This is a genomic window from Flavobacterium psychrophilum (assembly GCA_001708385.1).
Taxonomy (GTDB): Bacteria; Bacteroidota; Bacteroidia; order Flavobacteriales; family Flavobacteriaceae; genus Flavobacterium; species Flavobacterium psychrophilum_A.
In genome coordinates this window covers 2,836,063-2,856,692 of the sequence record CP012388.1, presented here as the reverse complement: position 1 = coordinate 2,856,692, position 20,630 = coordinate 2,836,063, and the positions used below count along the sequence as shown (strand labels likewise).

Sequence of the window (20,630 nt, the reverse complement as noted above, 5' to 3'; positions counted from 1 at the left end):
CGTTTGGCTTAAAAATGAAAGTTTTTTCAGCAATTGGAATTATGATACGGAGATTAGCAATGAAGGCGCAAAGATTCACAAAGGGTTTCCCCTTTTAAACACCCTGAGTCTTCCTTTTTCTATAAAAATCTGTCATCAGCTTAGCGGATAAAGCTATTTTTTAAGAATACCCTTTTCCACGCTCTCATTAATCAAACGCTCGGCATATTCCCAAATTGATGCTGAACCCTCCTGAATTACTTTTTTCTTATTATATACCTTATCGTACTTTACATCAAACTCGACCCATGTTCCGCCATTGTTCGACGTATTCTGCAAAAGAGGCTCAAACCTGTCCATTGCCTTCGCGAATTTTGCATCATCAGTAATTCCCTCTTCAAACTCTTCCCATATAGCAATATATTCTTTTGCCTGTTCTTCGGGTAATAAACCAAAGATCCGCTCTGCTGCCAAGCGCTCCTCGTCTGTATTACAATGGTTTTTTACGGTATCGTAAATAAAAACATCGCCGGCATCAATTTCAACAATGTCATGTATCAGTACCATCTTCACGACTTTAAGCACATCAATTGGCTTGTCTGCATGTTCTGCTAAAACCAGGGCCATCATGGCCAGATGCCAGCTGTGTTCGGCATCGTTCTCGTGCCTGTCGCTATTAAAGAGCCTGGTTTTGCGCTGAATATATTTTAGCTTATCAATTTCCTTGATAAAAACGACCTGTTTTAATAGATTATCAGTTCTCATAATTTTCAAATTTGAAAAGTAAATTCCTGAGATTCTTCGACTCCGTTACACCGCGCGAACACTGAACACTGAACACTACTTCGTCAGCATCCTTTTTATTTCGTTCAGCTTCATTAAAGCTTCTACAGGCGTAAGGGTATTGATGTCGAGATTCATAATCTCTTCTTTTATTTCTTCCAGTAATGGGTCGTCAAGGTTAAAGAAGCTCAACTGCAACTCATCTTTACTTGCTGCCTTGCCATTACCCAACGCCTCGCCCGAATGATCTTTTTCCAGCTTTTTAAGCAGTTTTTGCGCCTTCTGGATAACCGTTTGCGGCATTCCCGCCATCTTAGCCACATGGATACCAAAACTGTGCGCAGAGCCGCCTTTTACAAGCTTACGGATAAACAATACTGTATCTTTCAATTCTTTTACCGACACGTTAAAATTCTGTATGCGGTCAAAGATATCCTGCATCTCATTCAGCTCATGATAGTGCGTTGCGAACAGCGTTTTTGGTTGCGCCGGATGTTCATGAAGGAATTCGGCAATTGCCCATGCAATAGAGATACCGTCATAGGTACTGGTACCACGGCCAATTTCATCCAGCAAAATAAGGCTCCTGTCGGATATATTATTCAGGATGCTTGCTGTTTCGTTCATCTCTACCATGAAAGTAGATTCTCCCATAGAAATATTATCCGATGCTCCTACCCTTGTAAATATCTTATCTACAATTCCCATGCGTACGCTTTCGGCAGGCACGAAGCTTCCCATCTGCGCCAGCAAAACAATTAATGCAGTTTGGCGAAGGATAGCCGACTTACCCGACATATTGGGTCCGGTAATCATGATGATCTGCTGCTGTGAGCGGTCAAGATAGACATCGTTTGTGATGTATGGCGTACCTACCGGCAATTGCTTTTCTATAACCGGGTGGCGGCCTTCTTTAATTTCAAGGTCGAAACTATCGTCTATAACCGGGCAAACGTATTTATTTTCTATAGCCAGCTGCGTAAACGAAGCCAGGCAGTCTAACTGAGCGATAAGGCTGGCGTTAAGCTGAACGGGCTTAATGTAGGTAGATATCCACACTACAAGCTGATCGAACAACTGGGTTTCCAGCGCATGTATTTTTTCTTCGGCACCAAGAATTTTGGTTTCATATTCTTTAAGCTCTTCGGTAATGTAACGCTCTGCGTTTACCAGTGTTTGCTTTCTAATCCATTCTGTAGGCACTTTATCTTTGTGGGTATTACGCACCTCGATATAGTAACCGAATACATTGTTGAAGGATATCTTTAATGATGAGATACCGGTGGCTTCCGACTCTCTTCGCTCTATACCTTCCAAATATTCTTTACCTGAATTCGATATATTCCTTAGATCATCCAGTTCAGGATGAATACCCGATGCAATGGCGTTTCCTTTATTGATGGAAACAGGAGCATCGGCATGCAGGGTTGTCTTTATTTTTTCACGAAGCAGGTCGCACGCATGCAGGCTGTCGCCGATGGCTTTCAATGCCTCGTTCTTGCTTTCCAGTGCCAAGCCTTTAATCGGCACTATCGCATCAAGTGAATCTTTTAGGTAAACAACCTCGCGGGGACTCACCTTTCCGGTCGCAATTTTAGAGATAAGCCTTTCCAGGTCGGAAATCTGCTTTATCTGGTACTGTATTTTGTTTAATATTTCCTGATTATCTTTCAGGTACGACACTACCTCATGGCGTGCGCGTACTTTGTTGGCATCCTTTAGCGGAAGTGCCAGCCAGCGTTTTAGCAGTCGGCTGCCCATTGGCGAAAGCGTCCTGTCTATAACATCCAAAAGGGTTACGGCATTCAGGTTCGGACTCTGGTACAGCTCAAGGTTACGGATGGTAAAACGATCCATCCATACATAGGCATCTTCTGCAATTCGCTGAATAGATGTTATGTGTTGCACCCTGTTGTGCTGGGTTTCGGACAGATAGTATAGCACCGCGCCCGATGCAATAACGCCCTCTTGCAATTCTTCTACACCAAACCCTTTTAAGGAGTTGGTTCCGAAATGCGATGTTAAGTTCTCAAAAGCGTAATCTTCTTTATACACCCAGTCTTCAAGGAAGAAAGTATGAAAATCGTCCCCGAAAGTTTCCTTGAAATTATTTTTCTCCGCCTTAGGCACAAGCACCTCACTCGGACTAAAATTCTGCAACAGTTTATCTATATATTCCTCATTACCCTGTGCTGTAAGGAACTCACCCGTAGATACATCAAGAAACGAAACACCAACAGTTCTCTTGCCAAAATAAACCGAAGCTAAAAAGTTATTACTTTTAGAATGTAGTACCTCATCGTTCATCGATACACCCGGAGTAACCAGTTCGGTTACACCACGTTTTACGATGGTCTTTGTCATTTTAGGGTCTTCCAGCTGGTCGCATATAGCAACACGCAGCCCGGCTTTAACCAGTTTTGGCAGATAGGTATTTAAAGAGTGGTGCGGAAACCCGCACAATGCAGTTTCGGTTTCGCTGCCTGCTCCCCTTTTGGTAAGCACAATACCTAATATTCCGGCAGTACGAACGGCATCTTCACCAAAGGTTTCGTAAAAATCGCCCACACGAAACAACAGGCACGCATCGGGATACTTTGCCTTAATCTCGTTATACTGTTTCATTAACGGGGTTTCTTTGGGTGCTTTTTCTTTCGTAGCCAATGGAAATGAGGTTTAAATTTACTTAGAGGGCGAAGTTACTCAAAATCCTGCACCCTTAAATGCGGTGTTGGTAAATGGTGGATAACTTGTGGGACGACATAATATCCTGTAAGGTTTTAAAAACATTCTTTGATATAGTTTATTACCAGACACATTGCAGAGTAACGTCTCTACGAACCGATATGCGCATTATCTAAATAATAAGTACATTTGCCCCTATTTATTATAAATACATGAGAAAATTAGCCAACAGCGAACTGGGACGTAAAAGTATTGACGACTTTAAACAAGCCGAGAAAACTCCGCTGATACTGATACTTGACGATATTCGCAGCCTGCACAATATTGGGTCTGTTTTTCGTACCGCCGATGCTTTTCTTATCGAAAAAATATACCTGTGCGGCATAACCGCTACCCCTCCTAATAAAGAAATTCACAAAACAGCTCTTGGCGCTACCGATACCGTTGCCTGGGAATATGCCAAAGACGTACTTGATGTAATTACCAAACTACAGGCTGAAGCGACTGAAGTCTGGGCTATTGAACAGGTGGAGAATTCGGTTTACCTGAATGATTTTATACCCGAACCTCAAAAAAAATATGCCCTTGTATTTGGCAACGAGGTAAAAGGCGTATCGCAGGAAGCCATAAAACTATGCAGCGGAACCATAGAAATTCCGCAATTAGGAACTAAACATTCCCTCAACATATCGGTTAGTGCAGGTATCGTAGTGTGGGATATCTTTCAAAAAAACTATACAAGTAGCAATTAGTCTCCGAAATCGTTATTTTTACGACATGAAGAATTTTTTGCCTGCTTTTTTTAAGATACAAAACTTACAATTTCTTTTAATAACGACACTATTCCTGACAGGGCAAACTGCTACGTCACAAAGTAATGTTGCCCCAACGGTTACCGCCCAGGGAACACAACAATATTGCCCGGGCACGCCATTAAACATAGCTACTTTTTTTAATATTGTTGACCCGGACGATGCCACAGCACAGGGTGTATATATTCAGATAGCGAGTGGGTATGTAAGCGGACAGGATCAATTAAGCTTATCGCTTAACCTGCCGAATATCACATCGCAATGGGATACGGCTTCGGGAAAATTAAGCATAACAGGCGTAGGCGGGCAACAGGCATCTATTGCAGCACTCATAAATGCTGTTTACAGCACCGTATATACTAATACCTCGACCAATCCCACAGCAGGAATACGAACATTCTCCATAACAGTTGGTGATGCCAATTACCTGCCTTCAACAGGGCATTACTACAAATTTATTGCAGCACCAAATATACTGTGGACGTCGGCTAAAATTGCCGCAGAAAACAGCACCTATTATGGCTTGCAGGGCTACCTTGCCACATTGCTTTCTGCAGATGAAGCTACACTATGCGGCGAGCAGGCTACCGGAACAGGATGGATAGGCGGTAGTGATGCAGCGCAGGAAGGTATCTGGAAATGGGTTACAGGCCCCGAGGCAGGCACAACTTTCTGGAATGGCGGTGTAAATGGTTCAACCCCAAATTTTGCATTTTGGAATACGGGTGAACCCAACAACCTTGGTGATGAAAATTATGCGCATATTACTGCGCCCGGCGTAGGTATTAAAGGCTCATGGAACGACCTGGCAAATGGCGGAAGCGGCGGCGAATATATGCCAAAAGGCTACGTTGTGGAATACGGCGGCATGCCTGGCGACCCTCCGGCACCTAACATATCGGCCAGTACAACTATTGAAGTTGTAAAAATTGCCACCTCAACGGACCGCATGGCCTGCGGCGAAGGAACCGTTGTTTTAAACGCCGTTTCTACCGGCACAATGGTATACTGGTATGCGAATGCTACAGGCGGCAGCCCTATTGCAACAGGCTCATCATTTACTACTCCCACACTATCTGAAACTACAACATATTATGCATCTGCCTACCCCGAAAGCTGTACTACCGGCACAAGGACAGCAGTTACCGCAACTATAAATACACCGCCAATACTAATAATCAACCCGGCAGATCCTGTTTGCAGCGGATCGTCGGCGCAATTATCCGTTACCGCAACTCCCGGCAGTACCATATATTGGCATGACGTACAGAGCGGTGATATGCTTGCTAACGGAACTACATTTACAACCCCTCCACTTACCGAAGACACCACTTATAACGTGCAGGCAACATTTGACGGATGCCCTTCACAGGGTTTGCAATTGATAACTGTAAGGGTATTGGATGTTCCGCAAATACAGGACGAGGAAATAGAATTTTGCCAGGGAGCATCAACCACTATTAGTTCGGGACTTCCCGATATGCGATACGTATGGTCTACGGGAGAACTTACAGAAAATATTGAGATAAAAGATGCCGGAACCTATACCGTAACTATTACCAATGCTGCGGGATGCAGCGCCGTAAAAACTGTTACAGCGACTACCCTTCCTGCTGCTGATATTCTAAGGGTTGAAGTTAATACCGACGTTGCCAAAGTTGTAATGGCAGACCCTAACACTTCCAATTATTTATATTCACTGGATGGGCAAACGTATAAAGATTCTAACATCTTCAGCAATTTAACCGCCGGGGTATATACCGTATTTGTAAAATCGAAAAGCGGTTGTGGCAGCGACTTTAAAAATTTCACTGTAAACCTGCTGCCACGATTCTTCACTCCAAATGGAGATGATAGTAACGATCGATTTACCATGACAGCGTTTAATTTGTATCCTAATGCTACCATTATGATATTTGACCGTTACGGAAAGCTTATCACAGGTCTGAACCGCACCAACCGCTCATGGGATGGCACTTTTGATGGCAACCGCTTACCCGCAACCGACTACTGGTATGTAATGAAACTGGATGAAAACAGTGAAGAGATAAAAGGCAACTTTAGTCTTATACGATAGCTACAGGTTTAGACAAAACCAACGATAATATTTGCGCAGGGCTATCTATATAATAGTCCGGTTTATTGTCTTTAAATGATTGTAAACTATCGTACCCCCAGCTCACCCAGGCCACTTTTACATTGCTTTTGTGACAGGCTACTACATCGCGGAGTTCATCTCCCACATACAGAATTTCCGAGGGATGAAGGCCCTTCTTTTTCAGGAATTTATTAATGAGGATGTGTTTCCCAAAAACGCTTCGGGATGAAAATATATCGGCAACAACCAATCTGTTTAAATCAAAAAACTGCTCTATATTTTCTTTGGCATTAGATGATAATACGGCAAACTTAATATTATTGCGTTCCAGCGACTGCAACAGTTGTTTCATTCCTTCATTAAACTGAAGTCCGGCGACTGAAGTTTTATATTTGCTAATGATGGCAGACGCAATAAAAGGAATTTTATACAACGGCACCCCTAATACTTTGCAACGCTGTGGTATGCTCAGGCTTCGTAGTTCGTCGAGGTTTTCATCTGTAAGGATTCCGTAGCCATGTTTGTGTGCCAGTTCGTTGTACAGCGAAATAAAGACACTGCGGGAATCGGCAATAGTACCGTCAAAATCAAAGACGATATATTTATAATTGTTCATTTTTTGATTGATGATTGATTGGCATTGATGATTATCTATTAGTGTAACGCCTGAAGGTTTTGTTACAGTGTAATTTCATAAAATTAAAATGATCCGGAATTAATCAAGCGTTGCATGCAAAGCCGCTATTGAGAAAACCAATTTGAAGCTTCGGAGAAGCGCGATATTTATAGTATACAGGTACTGAAAGCGGCAAGAGCTCCGGAGGAGCGGCATATTATTAATGCCGCTCCTCCGGAGCTCTTGTTATAATTTATGAATATATCCTATAAATATACCGCCCCTCCGGGGGCTTACCAAAGTAAACTATAGTGTCGCTATTTTTTTATCGATTACAAAACCCTGTTCATCTCCCCCAACACCCAGATATAATCCTCCTGATTATGTACAAAATCGCGGTTAGAAACATCTATAACCAGTACATTTAATCCGCTATGGTTTTTTATATAGTCAAGGTATCCCTCGTTTATTTTATCCAGATAATCTGCTTCAATTTCCTGTTCGTAGCTGCGCCCGCGAAGTTTTATATGAGCAAGCAGCGTTTCTGTAGTCTGGTATAAGTACACATACAATCCCGGCCTGCGCATTTCCCCATACATAATATCAAACAGTTTTTTGTACAGCGTATATTCATCATCGTTAAGTGTTACCTTAGAAAAAATAAGGCTCTTGATAATGTGGTAATCGGCCACTACAAAATCGTGCATCGGGTTTATTTGGGCAATATCGTCTGTAAGCTGTTGGTATCTGTCGGCAAGAAAAGACATTTCTAACGAGAACGCATACCGCTGCGGATCTTTATAAAACTGTGGGAGGAAAGGATTATCGGCAAAACGTTCTAACACAATTTTGCCGCCAAAATCTTCGGCTAGTTTTCCCGTAAGGCTGGTTTTGCCTGCGCCTATATTTCCTTCAATAGCAATGTAACTGTACTGCCTCGGACTCAGTTCTTCAACCGGGGACGGCAGCTGCAATACAAATTCGCACGCACTGGTATCGGGCGATTCGGCAATTAGTTGCTGAATATCTTTTTTAAGGATCGGGTGTGCCCAATGCGGATCGGCATCCCGTAACGGTATCATGACAAAATTACGCTCGTGCATCCGCGGATGCGGTACGGTAAGTTCGGCATTGTCTATTACCTCGTTATTAAAAGTAATAATATCAATATCTATAGTACGCGAACTGTAGCCACCATCGGGGTTACGAACCCTGCCGCCTTCCAGTTCGGCTTTAAGCAGTTCGCCAAGCAGCTGAAGTACGGGTTTCTGCGTATGCAGTAAAATACAGCAGTTGTAAAAATCGGCACCCTCAAACCCTACCGACGGATTCTCGTAAATACCCGAAACCTTCACTACTGTGGCGATATAGGCGTTTATATAGTCTATGCACCATTGCAGGTTTTCCAGGCGATTGCCCATGTTACTGCCCAATGATAATATGGCTTTGTTTTGAAATCTCATACCTGCAAAGTAACACAAAACTATGCTAGGGTTTTAAAATTATTGGCGGCTGTTAATAATTTTAAAACAGGCTTTAACATTACTATCCTAAAATTCTATCTTCGTATATTGTAACATTATCGCCATTAATGCGACTAGTACCGTAAATAAACTATTCATATTTAAAATGAACGAAACACCAAGATACCCGCAAAAACCCGCCGGCCCTTCTTTCTTTAAGAGTGTAATGGCCACGGTAACAGGAATTTTCTTTTTTATGCTAATCGTATTCTTCCTGCTCTTTTTGGTAGGTGTAATTGTGGCTGCTGTTACAGGTGGCAACGATAAAGATGTTGTTACCGTAAAAGACAATTCAGTTATAGAGCTTGACATTACCAAAGTAACCAACGATTACGGCGGAAAATTTAAATACAAGGATTTTGCAATGCTGGATTCTGAACCTAAAGACGGTGTAATGGATATTATAAAAGCCATTGATGCTGCTAAAAAAGATGACAGGATTAAAGGTATTTCTATAACCAATAGCAGCACCTCATTGGGTATTGCGCAAAACAAAGCGCTTCGTGACGAGCTTGAAGCTTTTAAAAAGTCGGGCAAGTTTGTCGTGGCCTATTCTGATGGTTATTCGCAAAGCGATTATTACCTTAACTCGGTTGCCGATACTGTATATCTTAACCCGGTTGGCGAAATAGACTTTAAAGGTTTATCGTCTGAAGTTATGTTTTACAAAGACCTTCAGGAAAAAACAGGTATTAAGATGGAAGTTATCCGTCACGGTAAATTTAAAAGTGCCGTTGAGCCGTTCTTAAGCAACGAAATGAGCCCTGAAAACAGGGAGCAGCTAACTACATTGCTAAATTCGGTTTGGAGTTCGGTAGTTACCGATATTTCTAAAAGCCGTAAAATACCGGTAGACAGCCTTAACAGCATTGCCGACAGGCTGGGCGCCCGTACTCCCGAACTGGCAAAACAGGTTAGACTTATTGACAAAATAGGTTACGAAGACGAATTCCGCAACGGAATTAAAAAAGCACTTAAGGTGAAAAAAGACGAAGAATACAACAGTGTTGATATTCTTGATTATGTACAGGCAAATGCTATTAACGACCTGCTATCGGGCGCGGAAGACGAGATCGCTGTAATTTATGCACAGGGTGAAATTCGCGGTGGCGAAGGTGATGTAAATATTATTGGCGAAGGCGCAATGAGGGATGCCCTTAAAGCGGCCCGCGATAACAAAGCAGTAAAAGCTATTGTTCTTCGTGTTGACTCTCCGGGTGGAAGCGCACTGACTTCTGAACTTATATGGAGGGATATTGAACTGACTAAAAAAGTGAAACCGGTTGTGGTTTCTATGGGTAACGTAGCAGCATCGGGCGGTTACTACATTTCATGTAATGCCAATCGCATTTTTGCTGAAGAAGGTACTATTACAGGATCTATCGGTGTGTTTGGCATGCTGCCTAACTTTACCGAGCTTTCTAACAAAATAGGTATTCATACAGAACAGGTAAGCACACATAAGAACGCATCGGGCTACAGTGTTTTCTCTCCACTTAAAGATGATACAAAGGCTATTATACAGGAAAGCGTAGAAAACGTTTATAAAACATTTGTAAGCCGTGTTGCCGCAGGCCGTAAACTAACCCCCGAGCAGGTAGATGCTATTGGCCAGGGACGTGTTTGGAGCGGTACCGATGCGAAAAGGATTGGACTTGTTGACGAAATTGGCGGACTTGACGCTGCCATTAAACATGCTGCAAAACTGGGCAAGACTACCGATTATTTTGTACATGACTATCCTGAATTCGAGAGGGATCTTAGCAAGCTTTTTGCTAACCTTACAGGACTGCCTTTAGCAAAAACGAAAGAAGAGTTTATTAAAGAGGAAGTTGGCGAAGAAAACTACAAAGTTATTGAGCGCATTCGCCGTGTAAGCCAGCTTAAAGGCACACAGGTTATGCTGCCTTATGAGATAAACATAAAATAAGGCTCTCTATAAAGACTACATAAAAAAAGCGGAATGGTTTATATCATTCCGCTTTTTTACTTTTACATTTTATGCTTCAGTTACCCGGTTTTATTGTAATCATTACCAGTAAAGTTATGCTGATTTTGAATTAGTATCGTTATGTCTTTAACCCGACTAATCAAACCAAATGGTTAATTTATCAGGAAAACAGCTACTACAATTAATTTTCTTAAAAAAACAATTATGTCACAATTGTTAAAATTTTAAAGTATGTAAAAGGCATTATTCTTTATCTTTAGGGCAAAATAAAATGTACTATGGTTAAGAAAATATTGAAGTGGACAGGTATTACACTACTGGTGATTATCATACTGTTAGTTGCAACACCTTTCTTGTTTAAGAATAAAATAAAGGAACTTGTGGTTAAGGCCATTAACGAAAAAGTTGATGCTACCGTTGCTTTTGAGGATGTAAGCCTGAGCCTTTTCAGGAGTTTCCCGAAAGCGAATGTACAAATAGACAAGCTTAGCATCATCAATAAGGCTCCGTTTGCCGGCGATACGCTGGTATATATGGGTCACATAGATCTTGATATGTCGGTTAAGGAGCTTTTTAAAGGAGATGGCGAACCGATGAATATTGAGTATGTAGGTACTAAAGACGGAATAATAAACATTCTTTTTAATAAAGATGGCATAGGAAACTTTGACATTGCAATTAAAGATGACAAAGCCGCTACACCTGATGACAAAGAGAGTAAGCCGTTTGCACTAAATATGCAAAGCTATAAAGTAGAAAACCTGCGTTTTCGCTATTACGACGAGCGCTCTAAAATCAATATGGTTATAGACAGCCTTAACCATGAGGGTAAGGGAAACATGGCAGCCAACAAGCTTGACCTTGATACTAAAACCACGGCAAAACTTTCGCTTACAATGGACAAGTCGAACTACATGAACAATGTAGCGCTTAGCCTTGATGCGGTACTGGGGCTTGACCTTGACAAAAGCATTTACACCTTTAAAAACAACAAGGCACTTATTAACCAATTGCCTTTGGAGTTTGACGGGTCATTTGCAATGGTAGAACAGGGACAACAGATAGATATTACATTTAAAACGCCAACCTCATCGTTTAAAAACTTTTTGGGGTTAGTGCCTGCACAGTACTCCGGCAACCTTGCATCGGTTAAAACGGAAGGTGATTTCACCATCAACGGTAAGGTAAACGGACTGAACAGCGATAATTCTATCCCTAAATTCAACATTGCTATTGCATCTAACAATGCATCATTTAAATACCCTGACCTGCCAAAATCGGTTCAGAATATTGTTATTGACACCAAGATCATCAACGAAACAGGTGTACTTAACGATACTTACGTAAACCTTGATAAACTATCCTTCAGGATAGACCAAGATGTATTTGACGCAAGTGCTACCATAAAAAACATTGCCGAAAATGCTTTAGTTGACGCCAGACTAAAAGGTACTGTGAACCTTGGCAACGTATCTAAAGCCTACCCTGTGAAACTTGATATTCCATTATCGGGTATATTAAAAGCTGATGTTGAAACAAAATTCGACATGAAGTCGGTTGAGACAAGCCAGTATGAGAAGATACAGAATAACGGGAGCATGAGCTTAAGCGGATTTACCTACGCAGGTGAAGGACTCGCTAAGCCTATTAAAATAAACCAGGCTGCAATACAATTTAACCCAAGCCGTATTACACTGAGCAAATTTGACGCTGTAACCGGAGGTTCTGATATTTCTGTAACCGGAACACTGGATAATTTTTACGGCTTTGTATTTAAAGACCAAACGCTTAAGGGAAATTTCAACATGAATTCTAACAAGCTATTGGTAGCCGATTTCATGGCTCCGGCAGCTCCTAAGACTACAACAACTAAAACTACAGAGCAGGGTTCTGCTGAAGAAAAGGTTACCAAAACCACTACTCCATCAACAGATGTTAAAATTCCTGCGTTTCTTGACTGCACCATTACAGCCAAAGCGGGAACTGTAGTTTATGACAACCTGAACCTTAAAGATGTTTCAGGCAAAATGATCATTAAAGATGAGGCGGTTACATTACAAAATGTAAAAACATCCATCTTCGGCGGAAACATAGGCATGAACGGTACGGTATCTACAAAAGCGAAAGTGCCAACGTTTGATGTTGACCTTGCGTTAAGCAATATCGATATTACACAGTCGTTTACGCAATTGGAGATGCTTAAGTCTATCGCGCCCATAGCAGGCGTTATTACAGGAAAGCTGAACACCAACATTAAAGTAAACGGTAACCTTGATGCAAAAGAAATGACACCGGATCTTAACTCGCTTTCGGGAGATTTCTTAGGACAACTGGCGCAAACGGCTATTAACCCTGAGAATTCGAAATTACTTTCAGCATTAACATCTAACGTAAAATTCTTAGATCCTAAAAAGATCGACCTGAATAAAAAGATAAACCTTACTTTTGAAAAAGGTAAAGTGCTTATTAAGCCGATCGATCTCAAATATCAGGATATTGCTATTAAGGTAGATGGTACGCATGGGTTCGACCAAAACATAGCCTACAATGTAGCGTTTGATGTTCCTGCAAAATACCTGGGCAGCGATATTAACAACCTTATCGGCAAACTCAAAGGTGTAGATGCAAGTAAGATAAGCGTTCCGGTAACGGCACTGCTTACGGGTAATTTTAAAAATCCAAAAGTATCTACCGATTTACCTAAAGCCATTACTAAACTTACTACAGACCTGGCGAAACAGCAAAAAGACATGTATGTAAACGAAGCGAAAGATAAAGGTAAAGAAGCTATAAACAAACGTTTAAACGGAAACAAGCCTGCTACAAGCACAGATACTACAAAAACGCAGACACCTACCCCAACCAAGCAGCAGCTTGAAGAAAAAGGTAAAGAAGCAGCCGGTAAAGTAATACAGGGACTGTTTAAGAAAAAAGAGAAAAAAGAATAGCGCGAAGCGCGGTACAATGTTTTGAGTTCCGGTTCGGGTTACCCACTCAAACATGAAATACAGCTATAAAAAAGCCTGATGAATATGTTCATCAGGCTTTTTACTATTTTAGTATTGCTTATATCTTAACTAAAAGTTGTTAAAAAACTACCTGCCGATTCTGCTTCAATCAGCTTTTTGACTTCGTCATAACTCAAATTTACAGGTATTGTTTCTCCTGTTGAAAGCAGTAGGTGAGTTACCTCGTCTTCAACTGCGGTAAGGCTTACAATATGGTTTATATTTACAGATGCAACCGGCACCTGATTCTCTAAAATCTCGATAAAATTCTTCATGGCGTTAAATATTTAGAATACAAAATTACGCAACTATAAACCCATAGCCATGATTTTTAACATTTTACTGTTTTTCGAAAGTTCATTTTGAAACCAACAACTAACAACCAGTAATCAAACTATACCAATATCCTTACAACAAAACCTTCGTACGAACGCACATTAAAAACCGTACCGTCTTCAAACAAAAGGTATTGTCCTTTAATACCCATCAGTTTTCCGTTGTAAATTGGAGTGGTGGAAAGATTAAGGCTTCCCGCTACTTTTTTAGGGTATTGCAGTACCGGATAATCCAGTGTATATAATTTCTCTGCGGTAGTATCAAAATAAGGCTGTACTTCTTCAGGCAGCAGGTTACGCACTTCATTTCTCCTGGCAAGCAGGTCGATAGTTGTCAGCTCATTTAAAAGCATCCTCTTCCAGTTGATCTTATCCGAAAAATGGCTTTTAAGCGCCACCTCGGTTATTCCTGCAAGGTATCGGTTTGGCACTTCAACAAGTGGTGTAGCCCACGATGCACCCTGATCTATCCATCGGGTAGGCACCTGTGTTTTTCGGGTCACCCCTACTTTCATATCGCTGGCTACCGCAAGGTAAACCACGTGGGGCTGAAGCTGCACTTTCTTCTCAAATTCCAGGTCACGGTCGGCGATATCCAAATGTGCAGTACTCAGTTCGGGGCGCATGATCCAGTCGCCCGCCGAAGCCGAACTATAGAAACAATCATAACAAAACCCCTGACGGTATATCTTTTTTTTCTTACTGCAGTTTAAGCAGCAAAAACCCATGAAATTTATCTCTAAGTCCTTACCCAGCAACTGGTTCACGTTTAAAAAACTATCTTCAAAAACAAGGTAATATTGTATAGGGCTGCCCGCCTCTGTCTGCATTTTTGTTAAAACCCCTTCGTATTGCATGGAAAATTTAGTATTTTTATGGGCATAAAGATACTAAAATATGGCATTGCCAATTATCAATTCAATTGCTTCGTGGATACTCAAAAAACGTGTCCACCAGATAGAATTGTTCCTGAAATACCCTAATGAAGTTCAGGACGAGCTGCTAATGAGCCTAATACGCACAGCAGAACATACGGTTATAGGCCGTAAGTACGACTTTGCATCGGCCAAAAATTACAGGGCATTCGCCGAGAGGGTTCCTGTTTCTACCTATGAAGACCTGGAGCCTATTATCGAACAGACCCGCCGTGGCGAGCAGAACGTTTTTTGGCCTACGCCGATAAAATGGTTTGCAAAATCCAGCGGAACAACCAACGCCAAGAGTAAATTTATCCCCGTAAGCAGCGATGCGCTAGAAGACTGCCACTATAAGGCGGCAAAAGACCTGCTTTGCCTTTATTTAAACAATAATGAAGAGTCGCAGCTATTCACTGGCAAGTCGCTTCGCCTTGGAGGCAGTAAACAGCTCTATGAAGACAACAACTCCTTTTTTGGCGACCTTTCTGCCATACTTATAGACAACATGCCAATATGGGCAGAATTTAGCAGCACACCAAGTAATAAGGTGTCGCTTATGAGCGAATGGGAAACCAAGCTGCCGGCCATTGTAAAAGAAACCATAAATGAGAACGTTACCAGTTTTGCAGGCGTTCCCTCCTGGATGCTGGTGCTTATGAACCGTGCCCTTGAAGAAACCGGAAAAGGCAACCTTATGGAAATATGGCCCAACCTGGAAGTATACTTTCACGGCGGCGTGAGTTTTGAACCCTATCGCGATCAATACAAAAAGATACTGCCTAAAGCGGACTTTAGATATTACGAAATATACAACGCATCCGAAGGATTCTTTGCCATACAGGATTCCAACGACAGCAATGAGCTATTGCTAATGCTGGACTACGGAATTTTCTACGAATTTATCCCTATGGATACTTTTGGGACCTTAGAGCAAAGGGTTATTCCGCTTGCAGAAGTTCAGCTGAATAAAAACTATGCTATAGTTATCACTACCAATTCGGGACTTTGGCGTTATATGATTGGCGACACGGTTAGGTTTACATCAATCGACCCGTACCGCATAAAAGTGACAGGAAGAACAAAGCACCACATTAATGTTTTTGGTGAAGAACTAATGGTAGAAAATACCGATAGTGCCATTGCTAAAGCCTGCAAAATAACGGGACACGAAGTAATTGATTATACCGTTGCCCCGGTATTTATGGAAGGACGTGAAAAAGGTGCACATGAGTGGATAATCGAGTTTAAACAGGCTCCGGCGGATGCCGAACATTTCCGCACCGTACTGGATGAAACGTTGCAGTCATTAAACTCCGATTATGAGGCGAAACGCTACAACAACATGACGCTGAATCCGCTGGTATTGAATGTTGCGAGACCTAAGCTGTTTTACGACTGGCTTAAAGAACAAGACAAGCTTGGCGGACAGCATAAGATACCGCGACTGTCTAACGAACGCCATTATTTAGAGGAGCTTAAAGCGATGCAGAGCCTTTCGGCAGACATAGCGTAATGCTTTAACATGTAGTGTATCAATAATTTGGCACACTGTTTGCAATATCACTACCACAATATGAAACTGATGATAATGAAGAGGAAATACTTTTTTATACTGGGCGCTGCAACACTGTTACTTTTAGGATCATGCGGCCCAAAACTTCACCGTTACAGCTGTGGCGGAAAACGCCGCTGCATAAGCCATGTTGAAACTGCAAAATCGGCAGCCGAAAAATTACAGCAAAGGTCTTTGACCAAAGAAGCATAATATGAGCCTCACGGAAGTGGGGCTTTTTATTTTCTTTTGTCTTGAAACAAAAGAAACAAAAATTCAAGCCTGCATAACGGCAACTTAAAATCTACGTCAGGATTTTCCATCCCGACCCAAGCCGCTCGCTGCTCCGCGCTCGACTCGTGGGTCGCTCTCCTTCTCCCAACGCTAAATCCTTCCTTGATTTTTGGCGTTACCACTATGAGGACGTAACGACAACACTTACTTGTTACTCAGTAAAGAAATATCAACGGTTTTTACGATTGCTTCAAAATCGGCAGTAAGCGATGTACGGATAGTGATACTTTTAGGATTTTCAATATACCTGTCGCTGTTATAATTCCACAAATACATCGACTCTTCTGTGGCATTCCTGTCGTTAGACGACATAGGAAGTTTGTTTATTTCTTTGTATATATCGTTACGAAGCCTGGTTAGCAGCTCTTTATCGGTAGATTTAAGGAATTCGGCAATCAGTTTGTTCAACTGCACCTTCTTTTCGGCTTTTGTCATAACATTATATTTAGGTAAGTAAGGTACGACATTAAAAACCGGAAAGGGAATAATTAAAAGAAAATCAAACGGTTACACTACAAACGGACTGTATACAATTATCTGGTTATTCTGTATTAGTAATACGATCCCTGTTTACCGCGTAGTTATTAAAATTGGGATGATGCCAGAATTGCTCAAGTCCCATTTCTCCAAAGGCTTCAAGCTCGTTAGAATACATTGGATACAATCCCACAATGTTTATTTTGTAATCAGCACCAACTTCAATATCCAGGCAATCTTCCTTATCCAGTGTACTGGGTGCAAATACAAAAAAGGCATCCATCTCTGATTCTTCGGCTACCTGCTGCCCAAAATTAATCGCCTGTCCATAGCTAAACGGACAGTCGCCGCCAAGTTGATTTGCAATAAAACCCGCTACCCTTGCCCAATCCTCATCTGTAGATTCAACAGAAATGCAAAGTTCAGGACGGCCCAATTTCCATGCCGGGTGTTCAAAAAGCGATAATCCGTAGGTTATTCCGGTAATGAAACCTTCCTCTGGAACATCTTTGTAAATCATCACACTGACATTATCCATTTTGTTTTTGCCTTTTCCCCCGTTATGAAAGATAGGTTCCTGCTGAAAAACCGCATCAAGATGCTGCAGGTATCGTTCGGCAGGCGTTGATTTATTCTCTTGTTTCTTTTTGTTATTAAAATTGAATAATCCCATTGTTGCTATTTTAGAGTTTACTTCAGCACACCATCAATCAAATATATAAATTATACCTAAAAGGTTCTGAAAACCATACAGGAAACTATACCAATGTTTGTGAGATTTTTCAAAATATTTTACCTTAGTAGTATTACACAAACAGAATTATGCAACATTATAAAGCGATATTTCGCCTGCCCGGCGGAAAAGAACTTGAAGCTGAAAGAGGGTATGTATCCGACGCTTTTTTCGATGCCATACAAAAAGTTACCGTTGACGACATTGTCGAAATATTCGAAGGTGGTTTTGTCCTAAATACCGGAATGCATGAAAAGCTTAGCATCCCGGACAGTTTTGGCAATTACGCCATTGTTGGCCTGAAAGCCCCCGATGGCAGCGAAACTGACCCCAATTTCCTGAATCAATTACTGGATTTTTTAAAGCGCACTAACCATGCACGTCCTTTAGAAATGCACTACAATTACCAGATATTTATCATGGAATATATTGAGGAAGTTCCGGAAGATGATTAGAACTTATTGTCTCCCCCTGGCTAAAGCCAGAGGCAAAACATCGATAGCTTCGGAGAAGCGGTATATTTATAGTTGACATTTTGTACAGAAACAGAGAGCTCCGGAGGAGCGGCATAGAAATAATATGTACCGCTCCTCCGGAGCTCAATTATTATAGGCTCCTTGTTTCTATAAACATACCGCCCTGCTGGGGCTTTTCCAATATAAAAAACTCCGGAATACATTGCTGCACTTCCGGAGTTTAACCTTAACTCTATATTCTATAGATCTTATTTAATGCTTATTGCAGCTCCGCCGCCCGGAGCGAGTTTTTGATCCAGCTTGGTTTTGCTGGTTACCTTAATGGTCTTAATGGTATAGCTTTGCGGATTCTTCTCGTAATGAGCATCTGCGCCATCAGCGTAAATTGTAGCTGTATAGGTTTTACCTTTTGGAAGGTACTCAAAAGTGATCTTTGCAGTACGTGCATTTTCATCGTTTATAGCACCAACAAACCATTCGTCCTTGCCTTTTGCCTTACGGGCAATAGTAATATAATCGCCAGGTTCTGCTTCAAGAATATAGCTGTCATCCCAGTCTACCGCAACATCTTTAATAAACTGGAAAGCATCCAGGTATTTGTTGTAAGTTTCAGGAAGGTCTGCCGCCATTTGAAGCGGGCTGTACATAGTAACATACAATGCTAATTGTTTTGTAAGTGTAGTGTGAACAAATGAGTTATTCTCAGGATTGTAAGCGCTCACTTTTGTCTGGAAGATACCCGGCGTATAATCCATAGGCCCACCCATTAAACGAGTAAACGGAAGTATCGTTGTATGATCTGCATTGTTACCGCCAAACGCCTCATACTCTGTACCACGAGCTGCCTCGTTACCAATAAGGTTAGGATACGTACGACTCAATCCAGTAGGACGCACTGCCTCATGGGCATTTACCATTATTTTGTATTCTGCTGCCTTAGTGATAGCAAAGTTATAGTGGTTAATCATGCTCTGGCTGTAGTGAAACTCACCCCTTGGGATGATATCGCCTACATAACCGCTTTTAACTGCGTTGTAGCCATAGTCATTCATAAGCTTATACGCTTTATCCATGTGGCGCTCATAGTTTGCAGCAGCACCCGATGTTTCATGGTGCATAATGATCTTAACACCTTTAGCGTGCGCGTAATCATTCAGTTCCTTAATATTAAAGTCAGGATATGGCGTTACAAAGTCGAAAACATACTCTTTCGATTTCCCGAACCAGTCTTCCCAGCCTTCGTTCCAGCCTTCAACAAGTACCGCATCAAAGCCATGTTTCGCTGCAAAGTCAATGTATTCTTTTACGTGTGCGTTGTTTGCCGCATGTTTGCCGTTAGGCTTTGTTTTAGAGTAATCCAGTTCGCCAAGCTTAACACTTGTCAGGTCGTTGTACGCCCAAGTGCTTTTGCCTGTAATCATTTCCCACCATACACCAATATATTTCACAGGTTTAATCCATGAAACATCTTTAAATTGTGTAGGCTCGTTAAGGTTCAGGATAAGCTTAGACGCAAGGATATCAGTAGCTTTATCGCTAACAACAACCGTTCTCCACGGCGACTGCGTAGATGCCTGCATGTATCCTTTATCACCGATTGCATCCGGTGTTAACCATGATTCAAGAATCATATTCTTGTCATCTAGGTTAAGTGACATACAAGAATAGTTAATAAGTCCTGCCTCGTGAATGTTGATATACAATCCGTCAGGGCTTTTCATCATTAATGGTGTCTGTAGGCCAGTGTCTGAAAACGGATGCTGCGATGCATTTGGAGTTACAGCCGTTTTCATAAGTCCGCGAACCTCAGATAGTTTAGAGGTTGTTGTGCTATATTCCTGGGTATCATAATCTCCCGGAAGCCAAAATGCTTTGTGGTCTCCCGCAAGGGCAAATTGTGTCTTTTCTTCTTTGATAACGAAATAGTCAAGTTCCTTCTGCTCAGGGAATTCGTAACGGAAACCCAGTCCGTCATTAAACACCCTAAAACGAATATTGATGTATCGCCCTTTCTCAGCAGGCTGGGCAAGGGTAACAAGCAATTCGTTATAATTATTGCGAATGTTTTTCTGCTCTCCCCATACAGGGCTCCAGGTCTCATCGAACGAAGCCTGTTTGGTTCCTGTAACGGTAAAGCCGTCAAGCATATCGGCACCTTTTTTAAGGTCTAGTCCTAGTTTACTGGTTTTTATAACCGGTTTCTTTTTGTAAGTAAGCTGGTAAGTAGGCTCTCCTTTAGCACTTAAGGTAAAGGTTAGCGAAAGGTTTTTGTCGGGTGACGAGATGGTTTGTGCTCCCGCCAGAGCCGCTGCCAATAGTAAAACGGCAGAAAACAGTTTATTCATAGTATGGATTTTGTCTTTTGAATTGCTAAAGTACCCAAATTCAGCA

16 protein-coding genes are annotated in these 20,630 nt (G+C 41.7%); 7 read left to right on the top strand and 9 right to left on the bottom strand.

All coding sequences use genetic code 11. The annotated features are described in order from the left end of the window. Positions 1–153 precede the first annotated feature (153 nt). Together ALW18_12430 and ALW18_12425 are read right to left on the bottom strand one after the other, a co-directional pair. On the bottom strand, positions 154–744 hold the full coding sequence (locus tag ALW18_12430) for a phosphohydrolase (GenBank protein AOE53258.1): 591 nt from the start codon (positions 742–744) through the stop codon (positions 154–156). A gap of 75 nt (positions 745–819) precedes the next feature. Then, entirely contained in the window at positions 820–3,426 is a 2,607-nt protein-coding gene (locus ALW18_12425; protein ID AOE53257.1) for a DNA mismatch repair protein MutS, read from the bottom strand. 233 nt (positions 3,427–3,659) lie between these two features. On the opposite strand from ALW18_12425, the gene ALW18_12420 reads away from it, so the two are divergent. Together ALW18_12420 and ALW18_12415 are read left to right on the top strand one after the other, a co-directional pair. Then, on the top strand, positions 3,660–4,199 hold the full coding sequence (locus tag ALW18_12420) for an RNA methyltransferase (protein AOE53256.1): 540 nt from the start codon (positions 3,660–3,662) through the stop codon (positions 4,197–4,199). A gap of 94 nt (positions 4,200–4,293) precedes the next feature. Continuing rightward, on the top strand, positions 4,294–6,336 hold the full coding sequence (locus ALW18_12415; GenBank protein ID AOE54402.1) for a hypothetical protein: 2,043 nt from the start codon (positions 4,294–4,296) through the stop codon (positions 6,334–6,336). On the opposite strand, the gene ALW18_12410 is transcribed toward ALW18_12415, so the two are convergent. Together ALW18_12410 and ALW18_12405 are read right to left on the bottom strand one after the other, a co-directional pair. Further along, entirely contained in the window at positions 6,326–6,973 is a 648-nt protein-coding gene (locus tag ALW18_12410; GenBank protein ID AOE53255.1) for a hypothetical protein, read from the bottom strand. The genes ALW18_12415 and ALW18_12410 overlap by 11 nt on opposite strands. 332 nt (positions 6,974–7,305) lie before the next feature. Continuing rightward, positions 7,306–8,436 (bottom strand): 7,8-dihydro-6-hydroxymethylpterin-pyrophosphokinase, encoded by a 1,131-nt coding sequence (locus ALW18_12405; protein AOE53254.1) that lies wholly within the window; start codon positions 8,434–8,436, stop codon positions 7,306–7,308. A gap of 166 nt (positions 8,437–8,602) precedes the next feature. Here ALW18_12405 and ALW18_12400 point away from each other — a divergent pair, with 166 nt between their 5' ends. Together ALW18_12400 and ALW18_12395 are read left to right on the top strand one after the other, a co-directional pair. After that, entirely contained in the window at positions 8,603–10,426 is a 1,824-nt protein-coding gene (locus ALW18_12400) for a protease IV (GenBank protein AOE53253.1), read from the top strand. A 299-nt stretch (positions 10,427–10,725) separates the two neighbouring features. Further along, positions 10,726–13,395 (top strand): hypothetical protein, encoded by a 2,670-nt coding sequence (locus ALW18_12395; protein AOE53252.1) that lies wholly within the window; start codon positions 10,726–10,728, stop codon positions 13,393–13,395. A gap of 125 nt (positions 13,396–13,520) precedes the next feature. On the opposite strand, the gene ALW18_12390 is transcribed toward ALW18_12395, so the two are convergent. Together ALW18_12390 and ALW18_12385 are read right to left on the bottom strand one after the other, a co-directional pair. Further along, complete coding sequence (locus ALW18_12390) at positions 13,521–13,730, bottom strand: hypothetical protein (GenBank protein AOE53251.1); 210 nt, start codon at positions 13,728–13,730, stop codon at positions 13,521–13,523. A gap of 119 nt (positions 13,731–13,849) precedes the next feature. Beyond that, positions 13,850–14,647 carry a hypothetical protein gene (locus ALW18_12385; GenBank protein AOE53250.1) on the bottom strand — a complete coding sequence of 266 codons (798 nt, stop codon included), beginning with the start codon at positions 14,645–14,647 and terminating at the stop codon, positions 13,850–13,852. A gap of 40 nt (positions 14,648–14,687) precedes the next feature. On the opposite strand from ALW18_12385, the gene ALW18_12380 reads away from it, so the two are divergent. Together ALW18_12380 and ALW18_12375 are read left to right on the top strand one after the other, a co-directional pair. Continuing rightward, positions 14,688–16,220 (top strand): hypothetical protein, encoded by a 1,533-nt coding sequence (locus ALW18_12380; protein ID AOE53249.1) that lies wholly within the window; start codon positions 14,688–14,690, stop codon positions 16,218–16,220. 60 nt (positions 16,221–16,280) lie between these two features. After that, entirely contained in the window at positions 16,281–16,472 is a 192-nt protein-coding gene (locus ALW18_12375; GenBank protein AOE53248.1) for a hypothetical protein, read from the top strand. 225 nt (positions 16,473–16,697) lie between these two features. On the opposite strand, the gene ALW18_12370 is transcribed toward ALW18_12375, so the two are convergent. Together ALW18_12370 and ALW18_12365 are read right to left on the bottom strand one after the other, a co-directional pair. Continuing rightward, a complete protein-coding gene (locus tag ALW18_12370; GenBank protein AOE53247.1) occupies positions 16,698–16,988 on the bottom strand; it encodes a hypothetical protein in 291 nt (96 codons plus the stop codon). A gap of 106 nt (positions 16,989–17,094) precedes the next feature. Continuing rightward, positions 17,095–17,703, bottom strand: coding sequence for a hypothetical protein (locus tag ALW18_12365; protein ID AOE53246.1), 609 nt, complete (start codon positions 17,701–17,703; stop codon positions 17,095–17,097). Positions 17,704–17,852: 149 nt separating this feature from the next. Between ALW18_12365 and ALW18_12360 the strand changes: the two genes are divergently transcribed. Continuing rightward, a complete protein-coding gene (locus tag ALW18_12360; protein AOE53245.1) occupies positions 17,853–18,218 on the top strand; it encodes a hypothetical protein in 366 nt (121 codons plus the stop codon). Between the two features lie 269 nt (positions 18,219–18,487). On the opposite strand, the gene ALW18_12355 is transcribed toward ALW18_12360, so the two are convergent. Then, positions 18,488–20,584: an alpha-glucosidase gene (locus ALW18_12355; protein ID AOE53244.1), complete on the bottom strand. Its 2,097-nt coding sequence runs from the start codon at positions 20,582–20,584 to the stop codon at positions 18,488–18,490. Positions 20,585–20,630 lie beyond the last annotated feature (46 nt).

Bases quoted from the DNA above. Each gene is read 5' to 3' on its own strand.
- ALW18_12420 (AOE53256.1), top strand. From the start codon at position 3,660: ATGAGAAAATTAGCCAACAGCGAACTGGGACGTAAAAGTATTGACGAC.
- ALW18_12400 (AOE53253.1), top strand. From the start codon at position 8,603: ATGAACGAAACACCAAGATACCCGCAAAAACCCGCCGGCCCTTCTTTC.
- ALW18_12370 (AOE53247.1), bottom strand. From the start codon at position 16,988: ATGACAAAAGCCGAAAAGAAGGTGCAGTTGAACAAACTGATTGCCGAA.
- ALW18_12410 (AOE53255.1), bottom strand. From the start codon at position 6,973: ATGAACAATTATAAATATATCGTCTTTGATTTTGACGGTACTATTGCC.
- ALW18_12365 (AOE53246.1), bottom strand. From the start codon at position 17,703: ATGGGATTATTCAATTTTAATAACAAAAAGAAACAAGAGAATAAATCA.
- ALW18_12385 (AOE53250.1), bottom strand. From the start codon at position 14,647: ATGCAATACGAAGGGGTTTTAACAAAAATGCAGACAGAGGCGGGCAGC.
- ALW18_12375 (AOE53248.1), top strand. From the start codon at position 16,281: ATGAAACTGATGATAATGAAGAGGAAATACTTTTTTATACTGGGCGCT.
- ALW18_12360 (AOE53245.1), top strand. From the start codon at position 17,853: ATGCAACATTATAAAGCGATATTTCGCCTGCCCGGCGGAAAAGAACTT.
- ALW18_12390 (AOE53251.1), bottom strand. From the start codon at position 13,730: ATGAAGAATTTTATCGAGATTTTAGAGAATCAGGTGCCGGTTGCATCT.
- ALW18_12395 (AOE53252.1), top strand. From the start codon at position 10,726: ATGGTTAAGAAAATATTGAAGTGGACAGGTATTACACTACTGGTGATT.
- ALW18_12355 (AOE53244.1), bottom strand. From the start codon at position 20,584: ATGAATAAACTGTTTTCTGCCGTTTTACTATTGGCAGCGGCTCTGGCG.
- ALW18_12405 (AOE53254.1), bottom strand. From the start codon at position 8,436: ATGAGATTTCAAAACAAAGCCATATTATCATTGGGCAGTAACATGGGC.
- ALW18_12380 (AOE53249.1), top strand. From the start codon at position 14,688: ATGGCATTGCCAATTATCAATTCAATTGCTTCGTGGATACTCAAAAAA.
- ALW18_12430 (AOE53258.1), bottom strand. From the start codon at position 744: ATGAGAACTGATAATCTATTAAAACAGGTCGTTTTTATCAAGGAAATT.